A 22,321-nucleotide genomic window follows, 5' to 3' on the forward strand; every position below is an offset into this window, starting at 1 on the left:
GTAATAATGAAAAATAAGCTACTCTACATATTTATATTTTTATCTGCTTTCGGATTTTCTCAATCCAGTAAAGTACAAGTTGAAGTTGACACAACCAATATTAGAATTGGTGAGCAGTTTCAATATAAAATTTCGGTAGACGGAACTGAAAATGTAATTATTCCTAAATTAGAAAACCTAAAAGGATTAGAAGTTGTAGATACTTTAAAAATAGATACCATTAAAAACAAACTAGTTCAAAAATATATTTTAACTGGTTTTGATAGTGGTGCTTTTTATATTCCACAGCAACAAATTTTCATTAAAAATCAAGCTTATTTAACTGATAGTTTATTAATTAATGTAGCTACAGTTGCTATTGATACAACTAAAATCAAAAAATTTCCTATTAAAGGAATTAAAGGAGAACCTTATCAATTTGATGACTTTAAAAATTACATTTATTGGGGTATTGCTATTTTAATTCTTTTAGGATTATTGATCTATTATTTTATTTTCAAAAAGAAAAAACAAACTGAAGAAGAAGTAACAATACCATTATTACCTCCTTACGAAGAAGCCATTCAAAAACTGCAAGAATTAGATGAAAAGTTATTATGGCAAAACAATCATATTAAAAAATATTATAGCGAATTAACAGGAATTGTAAGAGGTTATATTGAGAGAGAATTAAACATTCCTGCATTAGAAAGTACAACTGATGAGTTAATTGATGTTATCAGAGATTTTAGTGATGTAAAATCTATTGAGACTAATAAAGAAACAATTCAAAAGCTAAAAGAGCTATTACAAGAATCAGATTTGGTAAAGTTTGCTAAATCAAAACCGATGTCTCACGAAATTGAACAAGATCGTAAAGATGCAAAAGATGTAATAGACAATTTAAAACCTAAAAAAGAAGTTGTAGAAGATGAAGTGGAATAATTTTGAATTTCATAGTCCAGAGTTTTTATGGTTGCTAATATTAATTCCTTTATTAGCTTTTTGGAATTTCTATTCTCGAAAAAAAGACACAGCTCAATTAACCATATCTAGTGTTAAAGGGTTTAAAGTGCAAGGTTCAATTTTACCAAAATTTAAGCCTTTGTTATACTTGTTACGACTGTTAGCATTAACTTGTTTAATCATTGCTTTAGCACGTCCTAGAAATGTTGCTATAAGTAAAAAAACAAAATCTAATCGAGGTATCGATATTGTTATGGCTGTAGATGTTTCTGCAAGTATGTTAGCAAAAGATTTAAAGCCAAACAGATTAGAGGCACTTAAAAGAGTAGCTACCGATTTTGTAAATCGCAGACCTAATGATAGAATCGGAATCGTATCCTATGCGGGTGAAAGTTTTACCCAAACCCCTATTACGAGTGATAAATCAATCGTTAAAAGAACGCTTTCAGAAATTAAATGGGGACAGCTTGAAGGTGGTACCGCTATTGGTATGGGATTGGGTTCTGCTGTAAACAGATTAAAAGAAAGCAAAGCAAAAAGTAAAGTTATTATTTTACTAACTGATGGTGTAAATAATGCGGGATTTGTAGATCCTAAAACTGCTACCGAATTAGCCAAGGGAAATAATATTAAAGTGTACACTATAGGAATAGGTACTAACGGAATGGCTCCTTTTCCTTGGACAAGAAATCCAAGAACTGGAAAGATTTCTTTTCAAAACCAACAAGTTGAAATTGACGAAGCTTTATTAAAACATATTGCTAAAGAAACAGATGGTAAATATTTTAGAGCTACAAACAACTCTAAATTAAAAGCTATCTATGATGAGATTGACAAGCTTGAGAAAACTAAAATTGAAGAATTCAAATACTATAATTACACCGAAAAATACAGGTTTCTTGTGTTTTTAGCTGGCATCTTTTTATTGTTAGAATTCTTATTAAAAAACACACTATTTAAAAGTTTTATATAAACAATGTATCGTATAGAAGAACCAATATATTTTTATTTTTTTGCAATTATTCCTATAATAATTGTCGTTTTTCTGTTGGTTTTATGGTGGAAAAAAAGAACTCAGAAAAAATTTGCAAGTCAAGAATTACTTGCTAAAATAGCACCAAACTCTTCAACTTTTAAATCGGTTGTAAAACTTGTTTTCTTTTTAATCGGAATTTCTTTTTTAATTATTTCTTTAGTAAATCCTAAAATGGGAACGAAACTAAAAACAGTTAAAAGGGAAGGTGTTGATGTTGTTTTTGCTTTAGATGTTTCTAAAAGTATGTTAGCAGAAGATATTGCTCCGAATAGATTAGAAAAGGCTAAACAAATCATCTCTAAAACTATAGACAAACTTGGTAGCGATAGAGTTGGTATTATTATTTACGCTGGTAATTCATACCCTTTATTACCAATTACTACCGATCATGCAGCAGCAAAAATGTTTTTACAAAATGCTAATCCTGATATGGTTTCAAGCCAAGGAACTGCAATTAACGAAGCATTAACCTTAGCTAAAACCTATTATAATAACGACGAACAAACCAATCGTTTTTTAATTATTATTTCTGATGGAGAAGATCATCAAGAGGAGGAAACTCGAAAAATAATGCAAGGTTTAGAAAGCGAAGGTGTAAAAACATACACTATTGGTGTTGGTACAGAAAAAGGTGGACCAATTCCTATAAAATTAAATGGCGCACTTATTGGTTATAAAAAAGATAGAAAAGGAGAAACTGTTATTACCAAAAGAAAATCTGATGTTTTAAAAAGCATTGCAAACACTTCAAACGGTGAATATATCGATGGTAATAGAACTGAACATCCGGTAGAGAAAATTGAAAAAATTATTGGAAACGCTCAGAAAAGTGAGTTTGAAACCAAACAATTTTCAGATTACAAAGATCAGTTTCAATGGTTTTTAGGTATTGGTTTATTCTTTTTAATTATTGATTTATTTTTCTTCGAAAGAAAAACAAAATGGGTTAAAAAAGTAGATTTATTTAATGAAGAAGATTCATAGAATGAAACATGTAAAAAATATACTACTCTTATTTTTAATGTTGATATCAATAAATATATCAGCACAACAAGACACGTTAAAACTACAACGAGAAGCACGTGCTTTATTAAGAGATGGAAATAAATTATACAATAAACAAAAGTTCGACGCAGCTGCTATTGCTTATAGAAAGGCTTTAGATAAAGACAGTAAATACGAAAAAGCTAGCTACAACTTTGGAAACACCTTGTATCAAGAAAAAAAATACAAAGAAGCAGTTGCTCAGTTTGAAGTAACAGCTAAAACAGCAAAAGATAAATTTGCTAAAGCAGAAGCCTATCATAATATTGGAAATGCACAAATGGAGCAAAAACAATATCAACAAGCTGTCGATGCTTATAAAAATGCTTTAAGAAAAAATCCTAACGACGATGAGACGCGTTATAATTTAGCAGTTGCTCAAAAGAATTTAAAGAAGCAGCAACAAAATCAGAAAGATAAAAAGGATAAAAATAAAGACAAAAAAAATCAGGATAAGAAAGATCAAAAAAATAAAGACGACAAAGACAAGAAAAACGATAAGGATAAAGATAAAAAAGGCGACAATAAGGATAAAAAGGACGATAAGAAAGATCAAGAAAACAAAGACAAACAAGATCAGAACAAGCCTAACAAAAACGATAAAAAAGACCAAAAACAAAAGCCTAAACCACAGCCAGGGAAAATGACTCCTGAGCAAATGAAGCAATTACTTGAGAGTTTAAATAATGAGGAAAAGAAAACTCAAAAGAAAATGAATGTAAAAAAATCGAAAGGGAAAAAAGTAAAACAAGAAAAAGATTGGTAGTTTTTAATCTTTAAAAGATTGTTATTTTTACGTTTTTTGAAAATGAATATGAAGTTGAAATTATACATATCGTTAGTATTTAGTTTTATTACATTTCTTGTAAATGCACAAGATAATATTATAACTGCCACTGTTAGTAAAAACAAACTGGGAGTAAATCAACGTTTAAGAGTTACGTTTGCTATAAAAAAACAAGGGGGTGATAATTTTAAAGCTCCAAATTTCAATAATTTCAAAATTGTTGGTGGGCCAAGTCAAGCTATTAGTCAATCCTATAAAAATGGTAAACTTTCTTTTTCTCAGTCTTACTCATATATTCTACAGCCTAAAAGAAAAGGTGAACTTAATATTGGTGCAGCTAGTATTGAGATGAACGGTAAAACCATAAAATCTAATCCAGTAAAAATTATAGTATTAGATGCGGTTGATTTGCCAAAAAACCCGAATGACCCTAATTATATAGCCAATCAAAATATTCATTTGGTTGCTGAAATTTCTAAATCAAACCCATATGTAGGTGAAGGAATTTATGTTGAATTCCGTTTATATTTTAGTGAAAATGTAGGTATTTATGATAATGCTATTACCGAAGCTCCCCAATACAATGGCTTCTGGAATCAAGAAATTAAGCGAAATGGCACACCCGTAAAAATGGGAAAATATAATGGTGAACGTTACCGTTATGCAGTTTTACATAAAGCTTTATTAATTCCAACCAAAGATGGTAAACTAACCATAGATCCAATTAAAATGGATATTATTGTTGCTGTACCTACTGGACGTGCAGATTTTTTTGGAAATGCAATTACAAGGCAAGTACGAAAAGAATTTGCGTCAGCTAAAAAAATAGTTAGAGCTAAAGCATTGCCTCTAGAAAATAAACCTGAAGATTTTACAGGTGCTGTTGGAGAGTTTTCTTTTGATGTTTCATTAAGTAAACATACTTTAAAAGCAAATGAATCATCTCAAATTAAAGTTGCGGTTAACGGAAAAGGAAATTTAAAATTATTCGAACTTCCTAAAATCGAAACTCCAAAGGAACTTGAAGTATATCACCCTGAAAGAAAAGAAAAAGTTGCTATTACATCTTCTGGATTAAAAGGTAATGTAACTGATAGCTACACTGTAGTTCCTGAGTTTAAAGGAAAATATAAAATTCCTAAAACCAGTTTCTCATACTTTAATCCTAAGGAAAAAGTATATCAAACAATTACTACAGACGATTTATATGTTGATGTTTTAGAAGGAAAGTCACTACCAACTAATAACGACGCTAACCAAGTTACAAAGCAGGATGTAAAAGTTACAGGCGATAATTTTAGATACATTCAAACTGCAAGTAGTTTAGAACCAATATCAACTTCTGATTTCTTCAAGACACCATTATATTACGTTTTATTACTATTACCTATTATAGCAATCCCTGTAGGAATTTTTATTAATAAGAAGAAAGAAGAAAGAGATGGCGACATTGTTGGTAATAAATTAAGAAAGGCCGATAAACTAGCTAAAAAGTATTTATCAGAAGCTCAAAAACAATTAGGAAATAAAGAAGCCTTTTACGAAGCTTTAGAAAGAGCGTTACATAATTATTTAAAAGCAAAATTAGGAGTAGAAACTTCTGATATTAGCCGTGATAAAATCACTGATTTATTACAAAACAAACAAATCGACAATACAACTATTAAAAGCTTTATAGATGTATTGAACGATTGTGACTTTGCTCGATACACACCGATTACCAACGTACAAATGAAAGAAGAGTACGAAAAGGCTAAACAAGTAATTACTCAATTAGATAAGCAATTATAATGAACAAGATTATTGTACTATTATTCTTATTAGTTTCAAGTATTTCATTCGCTCAAACTGCTGATGATTTATTTGAGAATGCAAATGCTTTATATAAAGAAGGTAACTATCAAAAAGCTATTGAATTATACAAACAGATTGAAAATAAAAAAGAAGTTTCTTCTGAACTTTATTACAATTTAGGAAATGCTTATTACAAATTAAATAAAGTTGCTCCGTCAATTTATAATTATGAAAAAGCATTGCAATTAGATCCTTTAAATGAAGATGCTCAGAATAACTTAATAATAGCAAATCGTTTAACTTTAGATAGAATTGAAGAACTTCCTAAATCTGTTTTTCAAAAAATAAATAAAAACGTTTTACAAAAACTAACCTATAACCAGTGGGCTGCGCTTACTATCTTTTTATCCTTTATAGCAGCTACTTTATTTTTGCTTTTCTACTTTTCTTATACACCCAATAAAAAAAGGTTGTACTTCACCACAAGTATTATCTCTTTCTTATTATTGATTGTAACTTTAGTAATCACATTTACGCAACACAACCAAACAAAAAATACAATTGAAGCAATAATATTTGCTGAAGAAATAGAAGTGAAAAATGCTCCTACAATAGATGCAAACGAAATATTTACGTTACACGAAGGAACAAAAGTGAATGTTTTAGACTCTGTTGATAATTGGAAAAAAATAAAATTGGTTGATGGTAAAATCGGTTGGATAAAAAAAGAAGCCCTTAGATTACTATAATTTTTAAAATTATTTAACATTTTATTCTCTTCTATCCTATTATATTTGCGTTTGATTAAAAAAAATGTATAAAACCCTCTTCGCATACATACTAACTCTTACGCTACTTTCTACAGTAGCTATTCCTACTTATTTTAGTATTACCGAAGAAATATACGAATCATCATTAGTTATTGATATAGAAGAAGATACTGATGGAAATGAGAAATCTGAAAAGAATGAGCTTAAAATTATTAGCTTACCTTTAAGTTTTTCATCTTCTTGTGTACATTTTTCTTCAGAAAAAACAAACTCTTATCAATCGAATCAATATAATTCTGTTTCTAGTACTCTAGAATCTCCCCCTCCCGAGTATTGTTAAAAATTGATTACTGTATATTTTTTGAAACCAAGTTAAATTTATCATTGGTACTTCTAATTATGTTTAAATAGTATCTCTATTTTAAACCTTCAGTAATAATCTTATTTCAACTTGTGCTTTTTAAGCGCAAACCGTCAATTATTATTTAAATTTTTAAAACAACCGTTTAGGTTAAAATTACATTTATGTTTAAAACAATTAAAAGCGACTTGCCTGCAAGTATCGTAGTATTTTTCGTCGCATTACCATTATGTTTAGGTATTGCATTAGCCAGTGGGGCTCCATTATTTTCTGGATTAATTGCCGGAATCGTAGGTGGGGTCATAGTAGGTAGTATTAGTGGATCTAAAATTGGAGTTAGTGGACCTGCTGCTGGTTTAGCAGCTATTGTACTAACTTCTATTGCTTCTTTGGGAGGTTTCGAAAACTTCTTAGTAGCAGTAGTTTTAGGTGGTGTTATTCAGTTAATCCTTGGAGTAGTAAAAGCTGGAGTTATTGGATACTACTTTCCATCTTCAGTAATTAAAGGAATGTTAACTGGTATTGGTATCATCATTATTATGAAACAGATTCCATTTTTCTTTGGTTATGATAAATCTATAGGAGGTTTCTCAATGGATGCTATTAATGTAGGATCTACAGTTATTGGAGTTATCAGTTTAGGAATCTTAATTTTATGGCAACAAGTATTATCTAAAAAAGGAAAAATTTTCCAATTAGTACAAGGACCATTAGTAGCGGTTGTTGTGGGTATTATTTTTTATGTAATTACTCAAGGAAGCGAACAATTAGCTATACATGCAAAGCAATTGGTTAGTGTACCTGTACCAGAAAGTATGGATTCTTTCTTAGGACAATTTACATTTCCTAATTTTGATGTAATAACAAATAAAGATGTATGGATCGTTGCTTTTACAATTGCAGTTGTAGCAAGTTTAGAAACATTATTATGTGTGGAAGCTACTGATAAATTAGATCCAGACAAAAATGTTACTCCTACAAACAGAGAGTTATTAGCTCAAGGTGTTGGAAACATTGTTTCAGGATTAGTTGGTGGATTACCAGTAACACAAGTTATTGTTCGTAGTTCTGCAAATATTCAATCAGGTGGTAAAAGTAAAATGTCAGCCATCATTCACGGATTTTTATTATTAATTTCAGTAATATTAATTCCAACTTTATTAAATAAAATACCTTTATCTGTTTTAGCAGCTGTATTATTAATTGTTGGTTATAAATTAGCGAACCCTTCTACATTTATCAATATGTATAAATTAGGAAGAAAGCAATTTATTCCATTCATGGCTACAGTTTTACCAATGGTAGTTACTGGTGATTTATTATTAGGTATTGGGTTAGGATTAGCTGTTGGTATTGTTGTAATTTTATATAAAAACTACCAAAATTCTCACTTCTTACATATTGAAGATAAGAGTAACGGAGTTCATAAAATTAAAATGACTTTAGCTGAAGAGGTTACTTTCTTTAACAAAGGAGCAATCTTAAAAGAATTAGACAGTCTTCCTGAAAACACGTATTTAGAATTAGACGTAAGACAAACAAGATACTTAGATAATGATATTATTGAAATATTAGAAGACTTCGCTTACAAAGCAAAAGAAAGAAGCATCGATATTAAATTAATTTCTGAAAGAGGTATTGTAGAAAACCCTGAAAGTTTTATAGAGTTTTTCAAACTTCGCCCACAATCAGCTTAAACTTAAAACACAGAGTGCTTTTATCTTTTTTTAAAAGCACTCTTAACTATAACTTCCTTTACAACAAACCCTTATTTAAAATTTCTAAAGAAATAAGTATAGAAATAAGATAAAAATTTTTAGTATTTTTAAGAAATTACTAGCCTTAATTATTTATGAAAAACTTATTTAGTAACTTAAAAGGAGATTTATTTGGCGGTATTACTGCCGGTATTGTTGCACTACCTTTAGCTTTAGCTTTTGGAGTTAGTTCTGGGTTGGGTCCCAGTGCAGGTTTATATGGAGCGATTTTTATCGCTTTCTTCGCTGCTTTATTTGGGGGTACCGATACACAAATTTCAGGACCAACAGCACCAATGACCGCAGTAAGTATGGTTGTTATTGCAAGTATTATAGCTGCTAATGATGGTGATGTTAGTAAAGCATTACCAACCATTTTAATGGTTTTTTTACTTGCTGGATTAATGCAAATTGGTTTAGGTGTAATTGGTATAGGGAAATATATACGTTATATCCCCTACCCTGTAGTATCTGGTTTTATGACTGCTATAGGTCTGATTATTTTAATTACACAAATATTACCATCTATAGGATATTATCCTAAAGAAGACATAGAGTATGTAAATAAGTTTAAACCGTTTGTAGAGGAAGTTATTTTAGAAAATATTTTAAAGGAAGAAGCTGAAGAAGGAATATTAGTTTTAGAAGACTTTAAAGAAACTATTAGAAGAGCTGAAAAAATTACGCAAGCTGATATTATAAAAGAAAGTGAAAATTTAGCTGCGAATGAAGCTGCAGGTGTTTTAGGAACCCTTAAAGTACTACCTAGAGCTTTAAAAAACATTAGTTGGTTAGAACTTGCTTTAGCATTAGGAACCATTTTTATCATCTATGGTTTTAAACGAATAACAACCGCTGTACCAAGCACATTGGTCTCTTTAGTTGTTATGACAGGTATTGCTTTAGGTTTTGGGTTAGACTATAGACCTATTGAAGAAATTCCTAGTGGATTTCCAATACCTAATCTAGAAATGTTTACCAACTTTAGTTTGGGCAGTTTAACACCATATGTTTTCACAGCCTTAACTTTAGCTTTATTAGGAGCCATTGACTCTTTATTAACATCTGTAGTAGCAGATAATATGACCAAGACCAAACATAAACCTAATAAAGAATTAATAGGCCAAGGAATTGGAAATAGTATTGCTGCTGTTTTTGGTGGTATTCCTGGAGCTGGAGCAACAATTAGAACTGTTGTAAACATCAACTCTGGTGGTAAAACTAAACTATCAGGTATGATTGCAGGAATTATGCTTCTTATAATACTTTTAGGCTTAGGTCCTATTGCTTCGAAAATTCCAGCTGCAGTATTAGCAGGGATATTAATTACTGTAGGTATTGGTGTAATGGATTATAAAGGTTTAAAAGCCATTCCTGTATTACCGAGAGATACTAAAATTGGTCCTTTTAAAGTAAGTTCTGAAGTTATTATAATGCTAGTAGTATTATTCCTTTCAACATTTTGGAATTTAGTATATGCTGTAGGTATTGGTTTAGTAATTGCTTCGTTAATGTTTATGAAAAAAATTGGTGATTTAACTGCTGAACGTTCAGATGTAAAATCACTAAAGAAAGAAAAAGCTTGGACGGATGAAAAAAACTTTCCAGAAGAATTAAAAGAAGAGGTATTTATTAAACATATTAAAGGTCCTTTATTTTTTGGTTCTACAAGCGATTTTCAGGCATTAACAAAACAAATCCCTAAAACTGCATCGACAGTAATCATGCGTTTAGATAGAATGCAATATATGGATCAGTCTGGTTTATACGCCATGGAAGACATGATTCAAGACTTAAAATCAAACGGTACTCATGTACAGGTTCTTTTCGTAGGTTTACTAAGACAACCTCGTTATATGATGGAACGTATTGATATTATCCCAGATTTTATCCCAGAAGATCATATTTTTGATTCTTTTGATGATTGTATCGTTTGGGTAAAACAAAACGTAGAAGACACACATTAATTAAAAAATATTAACATTTAAAAAATATGAGAAATACAGCTATTACAAAAGACGTACAAGGAGGATTAACACCTAATTCTGTTTTACAAGATTTATTAGACGGTAACAACCGCTATACTAACGATAATTTAACTGCTTCTAACGTATCTGAGTTAGTAAAGCAAACAACTGGAGGACAATTTCCTAAAGCAGTAATTTTATCATGTATCGATTCACGTGTGCCAGTAGAAATGGTTTTTGACCAAACAATTGGAGATGTTTTTGTTGCTCGTGTAGCAGGAAACTTCGAAAACGTAGATATTTTAGGAAGTATGGAATATTCTTGTGCTGTTGCTGGAAGTAAATTAGTAATGGTATTAGGTCATGAAAGTTGTGGAGCTGTAAAGGCTGCCTGCGACGGAGTTGAATTAGGAAACATTACTGCAATGTTAGATAATATTATTCCTGCTGCTAAATTATCTTCAGAACAAGTAGAAGGAGAAGCTAATTCATCTAACGCTGAGTTTGTTGCTAAAACGGTTGAAAACAATGTAAGATTAACTATGGATCGTATCCGTGAAAAGAGTAAGATTTTACAAGAGATGGAAGATAATGGTGAAATTCAAATTGTTGGAGGAGTATACTCTTTAACTACAGGAAAGGTGACGATGATTTAATTACCTTATCATTTTATAAAATTAAAAATCCGAAGCATAAGCTTCGGATTTTTTTATGCTTCAGTTTCTGCATTATCTTCTTCAACCTCACCATCTTTAATTATCGATGGAAAAATTGTTGGTGCTATTTTTTTAACTGGTTTATAAAGAATAGACTCCTCTAAACTTTCTTGAGACACAAACGGAATCGTATCATTCATTTTTCCAAAAAAGATAAATACCACACTTAAAATCAACCCGATTTTTAAAGCACCAAACACTCCTCCTAAAATTTTATTTAAAATCCCAAGTGAAGCAAAATCAGCAATTTTAGTTAAGATCTTTCCTAATAAAGCTATCACAACAATAATTACAACAAATGTTCCTGCAAATGCTGCTAATGAAATATACTTTTCATCCCAACTTACGCTATCCTTTAACCAATCTCCAATAAAATAAGAAAAGTGAATTGCTCCATAAACTCCGGCGACTAACGCCACTAAAGACGCAACCTCAACAAACAGTCCTTTCATTAAACCTCGTACAAAACCAAAAAGTAGTAATGCAGCAATTATTATATCAAATGTATTCATAGTATTTAAATGTTTCTGTGTAAATATACATAACTCATTTGTATCTTTGTGTAATCAAAAATCAGAGATGACGAAAGAAGTTAGTTTAAAAGAAAAATGGGATGTTGTTGTAAAAAACTTATCACAACAATTTGCAGAAGGAGACGAATTAAATGTTGATGGAATTATCTATTTAATAGGTGTACAAGAATTAGGGCAAGGGCACAGAAAATTTAAAAAAGACGAAAAAGTAAACTTAATGCATATTGCAATTTGTAAACTTTTAGAACCTTATGGTTATTATGAATTCGATTTTTTTGATAACGATGGTTGGCCACATTATAAAACACTAACTGAATTACCTAGCTTAAAACCAGGAGAACAATCTGTACTCATAAAAGAAGCTATTATTAATTATTTTGAAGCTATTGATTTTTTTAAGTAACACTTAATTTTCGAATCATTTTTGATAATAATTTAGGAAAAAAACGCTTCGCATACACGCCTAATTTTTCTTTAGCTCCGGCTATATAAACTTCCTCTCGTTTATTTTTTATTGCCTTTACCATTAATTTAGCAAACTTATCTGGATCAATTCCATTAGCTGTAGCAGTGTCCATAGAATTTTGCGGAGAACCATCTCCTGTTAATGCATTCTTAGACACATTAGTGGTTACAAAACCTGGGCATACCAAAGTAACTACTATATTATCTTTAAAATGTTCTGCTCTTAAGCTATCAAAAAAACCATGTAATGCATGTTTTGTTGCTGCATAAGTTGATCGTAATGGAGTTCCAATTTTACCAACAATACTTGTAGTTACTACAAAGTGTCCATTTTTTTGCTTAATAAAATAAGGCAATAATGCTTTTGATAAAGCTACAGTTCCTAGGTAATTAATATCCATTAAGCGTTTATCAACAGAAATATCAGTGTCTTTAACTAAAGATCGTTGACTAATACCTCCGTTATTTACTAATACATTAATCTTTCCAAAATAAGAAATTGCTTCTTTTACCTTAACATCCATCTTCGAATAATCTTCTAAATCAAGTGGTAAAACTTTAACTTTTGACGAGTTTTTACAAAGCTTTTTTACTTCTTCTAAAGTTTTTTTATTTCTAGAAGATAAAATTAAATTCACATTATAATTAGATAACTCTATTGCTAATGATTTCCCTATTCCAGAGGATGCTCCTGTAATCCAAAAAACCTTATTTTCGAAACTCATTTTTAATCTTTTTTATAAAAAACACTTCTAAAATAAGTAAGAAAAAATAAAAATGGTACACTTCTTGGAAAGAAGTTAGCAAATGACTAGTTTTAAAACCTTAATAACAACCCTTTAAATTATAATGATGAAAAAATTACTGGCTATATTAATCTTTGCTACATCAATTGCTAACGCGCAATATACTGTTAAAGGAACAATGACTCCTCCAGAAAAAGATAACTGGGTAGCTTTATATAAAATAGAAGGAGCAAAACAAAAATATATTACCAATGCAACTATAAAATTTGACACCGTTGCCGTAGGTGCTGGAAGTCAAGTAATAGGAAAGTTTAAATTCGACTTACCTGCTACAACTAAACCTGGTGCATACAGAGCTACTTATAGAAATAGAGGTGCAGGGTTTGTAGATTTTTATTTTAATAAAGAAAATGTTGAATTTATTTTTAACCCTAAATATCCTGAACAATCTGTTGTATTTACTTCTTCCAGAGAGAATAAATTATATAATGAATATTTAGAAGCATATGCTTTAGTTCAAAAGAAAATGGATGAATATCAAGTATCATATATTCAAGAAGGGAATAAAGATGCTAAAAAAGCCTATAAAAAAGAGTTTAAAAAATTGGAAGAGGTTCAGGAAATTTATGAAAATAAGTCTGAAGGAATGTTAGTAAATAACTTCATTAAAGCTTCACAACGTTACAATCCTTCGAGTCCTTTTGACAACATGCAAGATTATTTAACTGCTACAGTTGATAACTTCTTTAAGAATGTTGACTTTAACAGTAATGCTTTATACAATTCTTCTTTTTTAATTGATCGTATTACTGATTATGTTTTCTATTTAAATTATTCTGAAGATGCTTCTTTACAACAAGAATTATTAAAAGAATCGATTACTAAAGTAATGGATAAAGCATCAAGTAATAAATTAAAATCTTCTATTACTAAATTTTTAATTGGTTACCTTACTGAAAAACGTAATGGAGAAGCTGTTGATTGGTTGCTTGCTGAATATTATGATAAACTTCCAGAAAACAATAAAGATGCTGAATTTAAAAAAGAAATTTTAAAAACATTAAGTGCTACTGTAGGAAGAACTGCTCCTAACTTCTCATGGAAAGAAGGTGATAAAGATTTTAAATTATCAACATTGAATGATGGAGAGAAATATCTATTAGTTTTTTGGAGTACAGCTTGTCCACACTGTGTTAAAGATGTACCTAAACTACACGAATTAATGCAAAAACACAAAAATGTTTCAGTAGTCTCATTTTCTGTTGAAGATGCTGATGGAGTAAATGATTGGAACGAGTTTAAGAAAAATTTACCTTATTGGCATAATGCTATGGGTACTCACCCAGACCATAAATGGAGTAACGAAACTGTACAAGCATATAATTTATTAAGTACACCTTCCTTTTTTATATTAGATAAAAACAAAAAAATTATAGCTTTACCTGAGCATTTAGAAGATGTTGAGGCTTATTTTAAAAAGCACTAAAAACGTATTGATTAAAAACAAACCCCGATAATTTTAAAATTATCGGGGTTTGTTTTTTAAAAATATAAAAAAGCATCTTTTAAATGCTGTATATTGAATTCGTTTTTCTCTTTGGTAATTGCAATGATATCAAATCGAATATCAACCTCTAAATCTTTTTCTAACACATAATTATCAATTGCAGCAACCAATAATTGTATCTTTTTCTTATTCACAAAATCTTGAGGATTACCGAATTCATTAGTAGAACGTGTTTTTACCTCAACAGCAACTAATAAATTCTCTTTTTTTGCAATAATATCTATCTCCGCTTTCTGATAACGGTAATTTTTTTCAACTATTAAATATCCTCTTTCAAGTAAGTAATCAACAGCTAATTGTTCTCCTTTGTTTCCAAGATCATTGTGTTGTGCCATTACTTAAATTCTACTTCAGATGTATATTTTTTAATCGATAATTTAGTATTACCTCCCATAATTAGAGCTCTATTATCAGGTTCATGACCAGCAGGAAAATTAAATAATACAGGAATGTTATCTGGCACAATATCTAAAATTAATTGCTCTATTGAACTTCCCCAAGGAGTCGTGTTCTTTTTTACTTTCGTCATATCTCCAACAATTACTCCTTTTACTTTTGTAAAATATCCAGCACGTTTAAGAGATTGCAACATTCTATCAATCGAATATTTGTACTCACCTATTTCTTCAATAAACAAAATCTTCCCATTTGTTAAAATCTGACTATCGGAACCTAGCATCGAAGCCAAAATAGCAATGTTTCCTCCAACTAATTGTCCTGTTACTTTTCCTTCTCTATTATACTTGGAAGATTGAATAACATGTTTTAATTCTTCTCCAAATAATGCCTTTCGTAAAGTTTCAATTGTCTCAGGAATATCTTCAGGTTTATCCTGCATACTAGTTCCCATCATACCATGAATAGTTTCTATTCCTAAATTATGAATATGATTGTGAAACGCGGTGATATCAGAATAACCAACTACCCATTTTGGATTGTCTTTAAACTTCGTGAAATCTAATTGATCTAAAATTCTAACAGAACCATAACCACCTCGAGCAGACCAAATTGCTTTAATGTTTGAGTTATCTAAAGCATCTTGAACATCTTGGCAACGTTCTGCATCAGTTCCTGCAAAATGGTGGTTCTGATTGAACATATGTTTACCATACACTACTTTTAATCCCCAACTTTCGGCTAAAGCTTTCGCTTTATCAATAATATGCTTTCTATTCTTTAAAATACCTGCAGGAGCTACAATTGCAATCGTATCTCCTTTTTGTAAATAAGGTGGTTTTACTAACTTCATAGGTTGTGTTTGCGAATAAACTGATGAAATCATCAGTATAAAAAACAAAAAGAATATTCTTTTTTTCATAATCAAGTATTATTTCTTGATTCTAAAGTCTAAAATCTATCAAATGTACCCAATTTATAACACTATAAAAAATTGCTTTTTCGTACTTTTGCACTTTAATTTTAGCAAATAAAAATGAGTACACCGAAAAGATATACAATTACAGCTGCATTACCTTATACTAACGGACCTATTCATATTGGTCATTTAGCTGGGGTATATGTTCCTGGAGATATTTACGCGCGTTATTTACGTCAACGAGGAAAAGATGTAGCTTACATTTGTGGTTCAGACGAACACGGAGTTGCGATACCAATGCGTGCAAAAAAAGAAGGTGTTACTCCACAAGATATTATTGATAAATACCACGGAATTATAAAAAAATCTTTTACTGATTTTGGTATTTCTTTTGACAATTACTCGCGTACATCTTCAGAAATCCATCATAAAACTGCATCTGATTTTTTCACCAAGTTATATAACGATGGAGAATTTATCGAAGAAGTTACCGAGCAGTTATACGATGCAGAAGCAAATCAATATTTAGCGGATCGTTTTGTTATTGGTACTTGCCCAAAATGTGGAAACGAAGAGAGTTATGGTGATCAATGTGAAAACTGTGGAACAAGTCATAACGCAACAGATTTAATCAATCCTAAATCGGCAATTACTGGAAATGTTCCTACTTTAAAAGAAACAAAACACTGGTTTTTACCTTTAGACAAACACGAAGCTTTTTTACGTGAGTGGATTGTTGAAGGTCATAAACACGATTGGAAACCTAATGTTTTAGGTCAATGTAAATCTTGGATTGACGATGGTTTACGCCCTCGTGCAGTAACGCGTGATTTAGACTGGGGAATTCCTGTACCTGTTGAAGGAGCAGACGGAAAAGTGTTATACGTTTGGTTCGATGCCCCAATTGGTTATATTTCTGCTACCAAAGAATGGGCAGCTCGTGAAGGTAAAAACTGGGAAGATTACTGGAAAAAAGACGACACAAAATTAGTACACTTTATTGGTAAAGATAATATTGTATTTCACTGTTTGATTTTTCCATCAATGTTAAAAGCACATGGTGATTATATTTTGCCTGATAACGTACCAGCCAACGAGTTTTTAAATTTAGAAGGAAATAAATTATCTACTTCAAAAAATTGGGCAGTTTGGTTACATGAATATTTAGAAGATTTTCCTGATCAACAAGATGTATTGCGTTATACTTTAACAGCAAATGCACCTGAAAGTAAAGACAACGATTTTACTTGGAAAGATTTTCAAACTAAAAACAATAGTGAGTTAGTTGCTATTTTCGGAAACTTTATAAACCGTGTGGTTGTTTTAACAAACAAATACTACGACGGACAAGTTCCTGCAGCTGGAGATTTATCAGAAATTGATGAAGAAACATTAGAGAGTTTAAAACAGTTTCCAGATACAATCGCAAAATCTATAGAGCGCTATCGTTTTAGAGAAGCTTCTCAAGAACTAATGAATTTAGCGCGTTTAGGAAATAAATATTTAGCGGATGAAGAACCTTGGAAAGTAATTAAGGTTGATGAGGAACGTACAAAAACAATTATGAATGTAGCATTGCAAATCGCAACTGCATTAGCTGTTCTATCTGAACCTTTTTTACCGTTTACTTCAACTAAATTAAAATCAATTTTAAATATTGATACTGATTTATCTTGGGAAGATGTATCTGAAAAAGATGTTTTAATTTCTGATAATCATCAAATTAATAAAGCTGAATTATTATTCTCAAAAATAGAAGATAAAACGATTGAAGCGCAGTTAGCAAAGTTGGAAGCTACGAAACTAGCAAACGAAGCTGCGAACAAAGTAATCGAGCCTCAAAAAGACACAATTCAGTTTGATGACTTTACTAAATTAGATATTAGAGTAGGTACTATTTTAGAAGCTGAAAAAGTAGCTAAAACTAAAAAATTATTAAAGCTTACTGTTGATGTAGGTCTTGATAAAAGAACTATTGTTTCTGGTATTGCTGAAAGCTTTAAACCAGAAGATATTATTGGTCAGCAAGTATCAGTAGTTTGTAATTTAGCACCTCGTAAATTAAAGGGTATAGAAAGCCAAGGAATGATTTTAATGACCGATACTCCTGATGGAAAATTAGCCTTTGTACAACCTTCTACCGAGGTGAATAACGGAGAGTTTATTTCTTAGATAAAAACAACATTTTAGTATATTCATAACCTCACTTTTTAAGTGAGGTTATTTTATTTTTTCGTTTTTTTCGTTAAAAAACACTTAATAATCTGATTTTAGTTATTTTTTAATTAAATTTACTCGCTCAATAACGAAAAAATCGAAATTATGCTTATTAGGTTTACTGTCAGTAACTTTATGTCTTTTAAAGAAGAAACAGAATTCAATATGCTAACAGGAAAAGGAAATGGGTATATGAAACATGAAAATCATGTACATAAATCAACTTCAGGTGTAAATATTTTAAAAACAGCCGCTTTATACGGTGCCAATGCTTCAGGTAAAAGTAATTTAATAAAAGCTATTGAATACTTAAAGGATTTAGTTATTTATACTGAGCCTAATGAAAATTTAATTCCAATAAGTAAACGTTTTAGATTAGATAAAGAATACAAAGAACTTCCAACAACTTTTAGAATTGAATGTGTATATAAAGATATTCATTTCGATTATGCAGTTGAAATTCACAAAGGGAAAATAACAGAAGAATGGTTATATAAGATAAATTCTATAAAAAAAAATCAAGAAGAACTACTTTTTAATAGAAAGGGTGAAAATATAAATTTTGGAACTTCTTTTTCGGAAAAAAGTATTTCATACATTAAAGAATTTTTAAACAACGAATTAAAAAGTAATCAAACCGTTTTAAATGCTTCTCATAATAGAGTAAAAAATAATAACCTTTTAAATATAATCAATGAAGCTTTCTCTGAAATTAATATTATTCGTCCAGACTCTATAGATTTAGGCTATGCAGCTTCAATTTTAACCGGAAAAATATCTCATAATTTTGCTTCAGAAATTTTAAACAATGCAGAAACAGGTGTAGAAAAATTAGAAATTAAAGAAATCAGTGCTGATACTTTTTTTAGTTATGAAGAAGAAGATTTTAAAAATGATTTAATTGAAAGGCTTGAAGAAGGAATCGCTAGTGAAGATTATTTTAACGAAGAAGATGTGATAGTTACCTTTTCTAGAAGAAATGAATATCATGCTTTTAAAAAGCATAAAGGTAATTACTTCGTTTCATTATTAAAAACAAAGCACTATCTATCTGATGAATTATTTGATTTTAATGAAGAATCTGATGGTACAAATAGGTTGTTTGAATTATCTCCTATTTTTGATCAATTAATAAATAACGACAATGCTGTTTTCATAATTGACGAACTTGAAAGAAGCATGCATCCAATTCTTGTTAAAGAATTAATCAAATTATTTTCTACAAAAATCACAAAAAATAATCAATTAATCTTTACAACTCACGAAAGTCAGTTATTAGATTTTGAGCTTTTTAGACAAGATGAAATTTGGTTTGCTGAGAAAAAAAAGAATGGAAGTACTGAGTTTTATCCTTTAAGTAAGTTTAAACCTAGAGAAGATAAAGACATTAGAAAAGGATACTTACAAGGGAGATATGGTGGCATTCCTTTCTTAGGTGATTTTTCTAAACTTGAAACAATATCAAATGAATAGAAAAAAATATTGCTATGAAGATTATAATAAAAATGAACCTACAGAAGATGCAACAAAATTCTTTATAGTTTATGAAGGGCGAAGCAAAGAACCTAATTATTTTGAAGCTTTTAATGAAAAATTAATTGATAAAAAAAAGGCTTTTGTTTGTCATATTTTAGAAGAAGATACAGGCGTAGAAGGAAACACACCTTTAAAAATAAAAGAAAGAGTTCAATCCTTTATTAACAACCCACCTGTAAATATTTCTGTTACTCCTGATTCAGATGATAAATTTCGTTTTGTATTAGACTACGACAAACATCCAATAGAACATATAAATGAATTAATCGAATTTTCTAATCAACTCCAAAATTCTGGGGTATATATTAGTAATTATTGCTTTGAAGTTTGGCTATGGGCACATATTGATGATTTATCAAAAATTTCTTCAACTAAATCTAGTGAGATAAAACAAGAATTTGGAAATATTCAAAGCTTTAATTATCCTCATGAGTTTATAGATATTTCAATTATCAAAAAAGCTATTGAAAGATGTAAAAACTCTGATGTTAACACATCTAGAATAATCCCAAATCAAAAAAACAGCAAGGTCTATATACTTATTCAAGAACTATTAAACTATTCATCGGATTAACTTTAATTTAAAAATTACACTTTTTTACCACTATAACAAACGAAATGCACCTAATTTCCTACATAACTTCTCGTTCTCAAATCTCTGAAAAGTCAATTCAAAACACTATTGAATTATTAAATGAAGATTGTACCATTCCGTTTATTTCAAGATATAGAAAAGAGAAAACAGGAAATTTAGATGAAATTGAAATCGGGCAAATAGTTCAATTAAAAGAACAATTTGAAGCCTTAGAAAAAAGAAAAGTAAGTGTCTTAAAAATATTAGAAGAGCAAAATGTTCTTACTAGTGATTTAAAACAAAAAATAGATAAAACTGACGATCTTACTACTTTAGAAGACATTTACCTTCCATATAAAAAGAAACGTAAAACCAAAGCCGAAACTGCTCGTAAAAACGGATTAGAGCCTTTGGCGAAAATGATCATGAGTCAGCGTATAAACGATTTAGATTACACTGCTTCTAAATATACTTCTAACGAAGTAGAAAGCTCAGAAAAAGCATTAGAAGGTGCTCGTTTTATTATTGCAGAATGGATTAATGAACGAACTGATATCAGAAATAATATCCGTTATCAATTAGAACGTTTTGCTACGATTTCAACAAAAATAATTAAATCAAAAAAGGAAGATGAAAAGGCTCAAAAATTTAAAGACTATTTCGATTGGTCAGAAAACTTAAGTCGCATTCCTTCTCACAGGTTATTAGCAATTTTAAGAGCAGAAAGTGAAGACTTTATTCGTGTAAAAATTGAAATAGACAACGAAAGAGCGCTTCAAAAAATGGAAGATCGAATTATTCGTTCTCAAAACAAATGTGCGGAACAAATTGAATTGGCAGTTGCAGATGCTTATAAGCGTTTATTATATCCATCGCTTTCTAACGAGGCATTATCCATCGCTAAAGAAAAAGCTGATGAAGCAGCAATTGGTGTATTTACAAAAAACTTACAACAACTTTTATTAGGGGCTCCGTTAGGTGAAAAACGAATCTTAGCGATTGACCCTGGATTTAGATCAGGTTGTAAAATAGTTTGTTTAAACGAACAAGGAGATTTATTACATAACGAAACAATCTTCCCACATCCGCCTCAAAATAGAGATACCGATGCTATTAAGAAAATTAGTTCTCTTAGTGATGCATACAAAATTGAAGCGATTGCAATTGGAAATGGAACAGCATCAAGAGAAACTGAGCAATTAATAAAACGTATTCATTTTAAAAATGAAATTGAAGTTTTTGTGGTAAGTGAAGCAGGGGCTTCTATTTATTCAGCTTCAAAAATTGCACGTGACGAATTCCCTGATTACGATGTTACTGTCCGTGGCTCAGTTTCTATTGGTCGTCGATTAGCAGATCCGTTAGCCGAATTGGTAAAGATTGATGCGAAATCAATCGGTGTAGGGCAATATCAACATGATGTTGATCAATCAAAATTAAAAAAATCGTTAGATGCTACTGTAGAGCATTGTGTAAATAAAGTGGGGGTTAATATTAATACTGCAAGTGCTTCTTTATTAAGTTATGTTTCAGGTATTGGTCCGAAATTAGCAGAAAATATTGTTACTTACAGAAATGAAAATGGTTCTTTTTCTGATAGAAAAACCATTAAAAAAGTTGCTCGATTAGGTGGAAAAGCATTTGAACAATCAGCTGGATTTTTACGAATTAAAAATGGCGATAATCCTTTAGATGATTCTGCTGTTCACCCAGAACAATATCCGTTAGTAAAAAAAATTGCTAAAGATGTAGGTAAAAATATTTCTGATTTAATTGGTAATTCTTCCGAACTAAAACAAATTGATTTAAATAAATACATTACCGATACTGTTGGTTTACCAACTTTAAAAGATATTATTTCTGAATTAGAAAAACCAGGTTTAGATCCAAGAAAAAAAGCGAAAGCTTTTAGTTTTAATCAAAATATTAAATCCATTACCGATTTACATGAAGGGCAATTATTACCTGGAATTGTAAACAACATTACCAATTTTGGTTGTTTTGTTGATGTCGGAATTAAAGAAAGTGGTTTAGTACACGTTTCTAACTTAGCTAATACATTTGTAAAAGATGTAAATGAACACGTTGCTTTACATCAGCAGGTAATTGTAAAAGTTTTGGAAATTGATGTTAACAGAAAACGCATTCAACTTTCTATGAATTATAAATAAAAAGAGCCGCAATTTGCGGC

Annotated in this window: 20 protein-coding genes; 16 read left to right on the forward strand and 4 right to left on the reverse strand. The window is 30.2% G+C overall.

Annotated elements, in window-relative coordinates; translation table 11 throughout:
* The first annotated feature begins 6 nt into the window (after positions 1 to 6).
* From H3Z83_RS06185 to H3Z83_RS06230, 10 genes are all read left to right on the forward strand, one after another.
* Positions 7 to 924 (forward strand): BatD family protein, encoded by a 918-nt coding sequence (locus tag H3Z83_RS06185; protein WP_182124614.1) that lies wholly within the window; start codon positions 7 to 9, stop codon positions 922 to 924.
* Positions 911 to 1,918: a vWA domain-containing protein gene (locus H3Z83_RS06190; protein ID WP_182124615.1), complete on the forward strand. Its 1,008-nt coding sequence runs from the start codon at positions 911 to 913 to the stop codon at positions 1,916 to 1,918. The genes H3Z83_RS06185 and H3Z83_RS06190 overlap by 14 nt, the downstream gene beginning before the upstream one ends.
* Before the next feature lie 3 nt (positions 1,919 to 1,921).
* Entirely contained in the window at positions 1,922 to 2,965 is a 1,044-nt protein-coding gene (locus tag H3Z83_RS06195) for a VWA domain-containing protein (RefSeq protein WP_182124616.1), read from the forward strand.
* Positions 2,949 to 3,791, forward strand: coding sequence for a tetratricopeptide repeat protein (locus H3Z83_RS06200; protein WP_246337488.1), 843 nt, complete (start codon positions 2,949 to 2,951; stop codon positions 3,789 to 3,791). Before H3Z83_RS06195 ends, H3Z83_RS06200 begins: the two co-directional genes overlap by 17 nt.
* A 48-nt stretch (positions 3,792 to 3,839) precedes the next feature.
* Positions 3,840 to 5,603 carry a BatD family protein gene (locus H3Z83_RS06205; RefSeq protein WP_182124617.1) on the forward strand — a complete coding sequence of 588 codons (1,764 nt, stop codon included), beginning with the start codon at positions 3,840 to 3,842 and terminating at the stop codon, positions 5,601 to 5,603.
* Positions 5,603 to 6,355, forward strand: coding sequence for a tetratricopeptide repeat protein (locus H3Z83_RS06210; RefSeq protein ID WP_182124618.1), 753 nt, complete (start codon positions 5,603 to 5,605; stop codon positions 6,353 to 6,355). The genes H3Z83_RS06205 and H3Z83_RS06210 overlap by 1 nt, the downstream gene beginning before the upstream one ends.
* A 64-nt stretch (positions 6,356 to 6,419) precedes the next feature.
* Positions 6,420 to 6,716 carry a hypothetical protein gene (locus tag H3Z83_RS06215; RefSeq protein WP_182124619.1) on the forward strand — a complete coding sequence of 99 codons (297 nt, stop codon included), beginning with the start codon at positions 6,420 to 6,422 and terminating at the stop codon, positions 6,714 to 6,716.
* 185 nt (positions 6,717 to 6,901) lie between these two features.
* Complete coding sequence (locus tag H3Z83_RS06220; protein ID WP_182124620.1) at positions 6,902 to 8,434, forward strand: SulP family inorganic anion transporter; 1,533 nt, start codon at positions 6,902 to 6,904, stop codon at positions 8,432 to 8,434.
* 155 nt (positions 8,435 to 8,589) lie between these two features.
* Entirely contained in the window at positions 8,590 to 10,461 is a 1,872-nt protein-coding gene (locus H3Z83_RS06225) for a SulP family inorganic anion transporter (protein WP_182124621.1), read from the forward strand.
* 26 nt (positions 10,462 to 10,487) lie between these two features.
* On the forward strand, positions 10,488 to 11,117 hold the full coding sequence (locus tag H3Z83_RS06230; RefSeq protein ID WP_182124622.1) for a carbonic anhydrase family protein: 630 nt from the start codon (positions 10,488 to 10,490) through the stop codon (positions 11,115 to 11,117).
* Between the two features lie 53 nt (positions 11,118 to 11,170).
* On the opposite strand, the gene H3Z83_RS06235 is transcribed toward H3Z83_RS06230, so the two are convergent.
* Positions 11,171 to 11,689 (reverse strand): CvpA family protein, encoded by a 519-nt coding sequence (locus H3Z83_RS06235; protein WP_182124623.1) that lies wholly within the window; start codon positions 11,687 to 11,689, stop codon positions 11,171 to 11,173.
* 67 nt (positions 11,690 to 11,756) lie between these two features.
* Here H3Z83_RS06235 and H3Z83_RS06240 point away from each other — a divergent pair, with 67 nt between their 5' ends.
* Positions 11,757 to 12,113, forward strand: coding sequence for a hypothetical protein (locus tag H3Z83_RS06240; protein WP_182124624.1), 357 nt, complete (start codon positions 11,757 to 11,759; stop codon positions 12,111 to 12,113).
* On the opposite strand, the gene H3Z83_RS06245 is transcribed toward H3Z83_RS06240, so the two are convergent.
* Complete coding sequence (locus tag H3Z83_RS06245) at positions 12,106 to 12,900, reverse strand: SDR family oxidoreductase (RefSeq protein ID WP_182124625.1); 795 nt, start codon at positions 12,898 to 12,900, stop codon at positions 12,106 to 12,108. The genes H3Z83_RS06240 and H3Z83_RS06245 overlap by 8 nt on opposite strands.
* Positions 12,901 to 13,027: 127 nt before the next feature.
* On the opposite strand from H3Z83_RS06245, the gene H3Z83_RS06250 reads away from it, so the two are divergent.
* Positions 13,028 to 14,407, forward strand: coding sequence for a TlpA family protein disulfide reductase (locus tag H3Z83_RS06250; RefSeq protein ID WP_182124626.1), 1,380 nt, complete (start codon positions 13,028 to 13,030; stop codon positions 14,405 to 14,407).
* Between the two features lie 56 nt (positions 14,408 to 14,463).
* Here H3Z83_RS06250 and H3Z83_RS06255 read toward each other — a convergent pair whose 3' ends face one another.
* Together H3Z83_RS06255 and H3Z83_RS06260 are read right to left on the reverse strand one after the other, a co-directional pair.
* Positions 14,464 to 14,823, reverse strand: a complete 360-nt coding sequence (locus tag H3Z83_RS06255; RefSeq protein WP_182124627.1) for a YraN family protein — start codon at positions 14,821 to 14,823, stop codon at positions 14,464 to 14,466.
* Entirely contained in the window at positions 14,823 to 15,806 is a 984-nt protein-coding gene (locus H3Z83_RS06260) for a S66 peptidase family protein (protein ID WP_182124628.1), read from the reverse strand. Before H3Z83_RS06260 ends, H3Z83_RS06255 begins: the two co-directional genes overlap by 1 nt.
* A gap of 114 nt (positions 15,807 to 15,920) precedes the next feature.
* Here H3Z83_RS06260 and metG point away from each other — a divergent pair, with 114 nt between their 5' ends.
* The 4 genes from metG (at position 15,921) to H3Z83_RS06280 (ending at position 22,301) form a co-directional block, all read left to right on the forward strand.
* A complete protein-coding gene (gene metG / locus H3Z83_RS06265) occupies positions 15,921 to 17,975 on the forward strand; it encodes a methionine--tRNA ligase (protein WP_182124629.1) in 2,055 nt (684 codons plus the stop codon).
* Positions 17,976 to 18,125: 150 nt separating this feature from the next.
* Positions 18,126 to 19,493, forward strand: coding sequence for an AAA family ATPase (locus H3Z83_RS06270; protein WP_182124630.1), 1,368 nt, complete (start codon positions 18,126 to 18,128; stop codon positions 19,491 to 19,493).
* The gene (locus H3Z83_RS06275; protein WP_182124631.1) at positions 19,486 to 20,130 is read left to right on the forward strand and encodes an RloB family protein; all 645 of its coding nucleotides are present in this window, start codon (positions 19,486 to 19,488) and stop codon (positions 20,128 to 20,130) included. Before H3Z83_RS06270 ends, H3Z83_RS06275 begins: the two co-directional genes overlap by 8 nt.
* Before the next feature lie 44 nt (positions 20,131 to 20,174).
* Positions 20,175 to 22,301 carry a Tex family protein gene (locus H3Z83_RS06280; RefSeq protein ID WP_182124632.1) on the forward strand — a complete coding sequence of 709 codons (2,127 nt, stop codon included), beginning with the start codon at positions 20,175 to 20,177 and terminating at the stop codon, positions 22,299 to 22,301.
* The last annotated feature ends 20 nt before the right edge of the window (positions 22,302 to 22,321 follow it).

Origin of the sequence: Tenacibaculum pelagium (assembly GCF_014062345.1) — a bacterium.
GTDB lineage: Bacteria > Bacteroidota > Bacteroidia > Flavobacteriales > Flavobacteriaceae > Polaribacter > Polaribacter pelagius.